At 68.2% G+C, this 3,212-nt stretch carries 3 protein-coding genes and 1 pseudogene; all 4 read right to left on the bottom strand.

Annotated features, from left to right (window positions below):
- Positions 1-432: AMP-binding protein (locus G3N93_RS37175; protein WP_206135256.1), on the bottom strand; the 432-nt coding region annotated here is incomplete at its 3' end.
- 39 nt (positions 433-471) lie between these two features.
- Entirely contained in the window at positions 472-1,521 is a 1,050-nt protein-coding gene (locus G3N93_RS37170) for a ferredoxin--NADP reductase (protein WP_206135255.1), read from the bottom strand.
- A gap of 15 nt (positions 1,522-1,536) precedes the next feature.
- Positions 1,537-2,055: a flavin reductase family protein gene (locus G3N93_RS37165; protein WP_174940778.1), complete on the bottom strand. Its 519-nt coding sequence runs from the start codon at positions 2,053-2,055 to the stop codon at positions 1,537-1,539.
- A pseudogene (locus G3N93_RS37160) lies at positions 2,052-2,912 on the bottom strand (FAD-binding protein); the annotation flags it as partial. The pseudogene G3N93_RS37160 and the gene G3N93_RS37165, both read right to left, overlap by 4 nt.
- Between the last annotated feature and the right edge of the window lie 300 nt (positions 2,913-3,212).

Genomic DNA, 3,212 nt, shown 5'->3' with positions numbered 1-3,212 from the left:
GGGCGGCGGCTCGCCGTCGAACACGACGACGCGCTCGAGCGTCGCGGGCCGGTGCGGCGCGAGCATCGCCGGATAGGATTCGCCGAGGCAGGTGCCGCAGCAGAACAGCAGCCGTGCGCCGCCGTCGTGCAGGATGCCGCCCACCTCCATCCCCTTCATCCGCGTATTGACCGGCACGAGGATCGCGCCGACCGTGTGGATCGCCAGCGCCGCGACGATCCATTGCGGCAGGTTCGGCGCCCACACCGCGATGCGGTCGCCGGCCGCGATGCCGCTCGCGAGCAGCGCGCGGGCCGCGTCGAGACGTGCCGCGTCGAGTTCCGCGTAAGTCAGCCGGCCATGCTCCGTCTCGATCGCCGGATGCGCGCCGTGGCGCGCGGCTGCCCGTGCGATCAGCGCGGGCGTGGTCAGGATTTCGTTGTCCATCGTCATAGATCAGGATGGCCGTGCGCGCCGCCGGCGCGCCACGGCTCAGTCGGGAAACACCACGCGCAGCGCGTCGCTCGCGGGCCGTGCGCAACAGGCGAGCGTCCAGCCGGCCGCGATCTCGTCTTCATCGAGCACGTGGTTGCTGTCGAGCGCGACCTCGCCGCGCTCGATCCGGCACATGCACGCGCCGCATTGCCCCATCCGGCAGGAATTCGGCGCCGGCACGCCCGCGCGCAGCATCGCGTCGAGCAGCGTCTCGCCAGGCGCGCTGTCGAATGCGAACGCGTCGCCGTCGAGCACCGTCTCGATCGCCGCGCCATCACCGGATGCCGGGGCCGCCGCTGCGCCCGGCGCCGTCGTATCAGGAGCCTGTGCGGGTGTATCTGGCAGCGACGCGAAACGCTCGACGTGCACGCGCGAACGCGGCAACCCGAGGCCGAGTATCGCGGCCAGCGCGTTCTCCATGAACAGCGCGGGCCCGCAGATGAACGTCTCCTGCTGGCTGAACGGCCGCGCGAGTTCCTCGAGATGGCGCTGCTGCGGGATGCCCTGCACGCTGTCGAGCCAGTGGATCACGCGCACGCGGCCCGGATGGCGCTGCGCGAGCTGCTGCAGTTCGGCGCGGAAAATCACCGAGCGTTCGTCGCGGTTCGCGTAGATCAGCGTCAACATTCCGCGCCCGTGCACGAGCGCCGATTTCAGGATCGACAGCACCGGCGTGATGCCGCTGCCGCCCGCGAACAGCAACAGGTCGCCGTCGAGCGTGCGCGGCGTGAACACGCCGGCCGGCGGCAGCACGTCGAGCGCGTCGCCCGCCTTCACGCGGTCGCACAGCCAGTTCGACGCACGGCCGTCGCGCACGCGCTTGACGGTGATCTTCGGCGCGGCGTCGATGCCGGGCGCGCTCGACAGCGAATAGCAGCGCGCGACGGTCGCGTCCGCGCACGGCACGTTCAGCGTCAGGAACTGACCGGGCCGGTACGTGAAGGCGTCGCGCAACGCGGCCGGCACGTCGAACACGAACGAGCACGCGTCGTCGCTTTCGGCAATCACTTCGGCAACGGTCAGCCGATGGAAGCGCGAATCGCTCATGGCCGGCTCCTCACGTCACGCAGCCGCACGGGCCACCGGCGCGCCGGGCGTCGTGTAGGCACCGTCGAGATAGACGAGCGGATCGACGTCGCCGCTCATCAGCACTTCGCGGATGCGCCCGATGAACACCGTGTGCGTGCCGTATTCGAAGCGGCCGTCCTGCTCGCACACGAAGCTCGCCTGCGCGTCGCGCAGATACGGCACGCCGTGCGCCGACGTATGCCAGTCGCCGGTCGTGAAGCGCGCCTCGCCCTTCAGGCGGCCGCTGCAGTCGATCGCGATGCCTTCGTGGGCCGCCGACAACACGTTCACGCAGAACCCGGCGCCCGCGTCGAGCGGCGGATACAGCGACGCGCTGCGGTTGATGCAGATCAGCAGCGAAGGCGGATCGGTCGACAGCGAATCGACCGCCGTCGCGGACATCGAGTAGCGCCGGCCGTCGTGCGCACTGCTGATGACCGTGACGGAGCGCGCGAGGCGGCGCATCGCGAGCAGCATGTCGGTGCGCAGCGGATGGGTGGTGAGATCGCTCATGATCGGACTCCGTCAAGTTCAGTCGTGGATGGCCGGGCGGGCTGCCCGCCGGCGTCGGCTGCGCGAGCAGCCAGGTGGTCGGCGGCGAGATACCCGAAGGTCATCGCCGGACCGAGCGTCGAGCCCGCGCCGGGGTAGCTCGCGCCCATCATCGATGCGCTGGAGTTGCCGATCGCATAGAGGCCGTCGATCGGCTCGCCGTCGGCGCGCAGCACGCGGGCGTGCACGTCGGTGACGAGCCCGCCCTTCGTGCCGATGTCGCCCGCATCGATCCGCACCGCGTAGAACGGTGCCTGGTCGACCGGCCCGAGGCACGGGTTCGGCTTGTTCTGCGGATCGCCGTAGTACGTGTCGAACAGGTTGTCGCCCTTGCCGAACGCTTCGTCGATCCCGGTGACTGCATAGCGCGCCATGTCGCGCAGCGTGTCGTGCAGGCCGGCCGCATCGACGCCGATGCGCGCGGCCAGCGCGTCGATCGTGTCGGCTTTCACGATCACGTCGCAGAACGCGGCCGGAATCCGTGAATCGGGCATCATCGACGCCGGCATGATCGGCCCGCACGGGTACTTGCGGCGAAACCGCGCGTCGAACACCATCCAGGCCGGAACGCTCGCACCGGTGCGCGCATGGTCGCGATACATCGCCGGCACGAATTCGGAATACGGAGCGGCTTCGTTGACGAAGCGCTTGCCGAGGCCGTTCACGATCACGCAGCCCGGCAGGTTGCGTTCGACGAACAGCGCGCGCTGCTTCTCCTCGCCGGCAACGCCGACCGTCGGCGCGCCCCACACGTGCGCCATCAGCGCCAGCGCGCCGCCGAGCCGATCGCCTTCGCCCCTCGCGTCGCCGGTGTTAGAGCGGAAGCGCTGCGTGTCGGGGAAGCGTGTTCGCAAGCGTGTGGATCTCGGCGGGGGGCCGGGCATTAAAAAAAAAAAACAACAAGACACGTCACGTGCCAAGCACGATTAAAGAAGTAGTATGGCGTCATAATACCACAATATTTTCACACGCAATACTGATAGTGTCATGCCCTACAACCCCTAACAGCGCTTCTACTTATGAACACTGCATAGCAGATACGAGCACTGACACCGTACCTATCAACAGTAACGTAAGATATGACCGATCCTCTAACAGCTGCAATCTCCCAAGTAATC

It is taken from the genome of Burkholderia sp. Se-20378 (assembly GCF_017104665.1).
In the GTDB taxonomy this organism is placed as follows: domain Bacteria; phylum Pseudomonadota; class Gammaproteobacteria; order Burkholderiales; family Burkholderiaceae; genus Burkholderia; species Burkholderia lata.
Note: the sequence above shows the minus strand (reverse complement) of the source record. Positions and strands in the feature narration are given on the sequence as shown.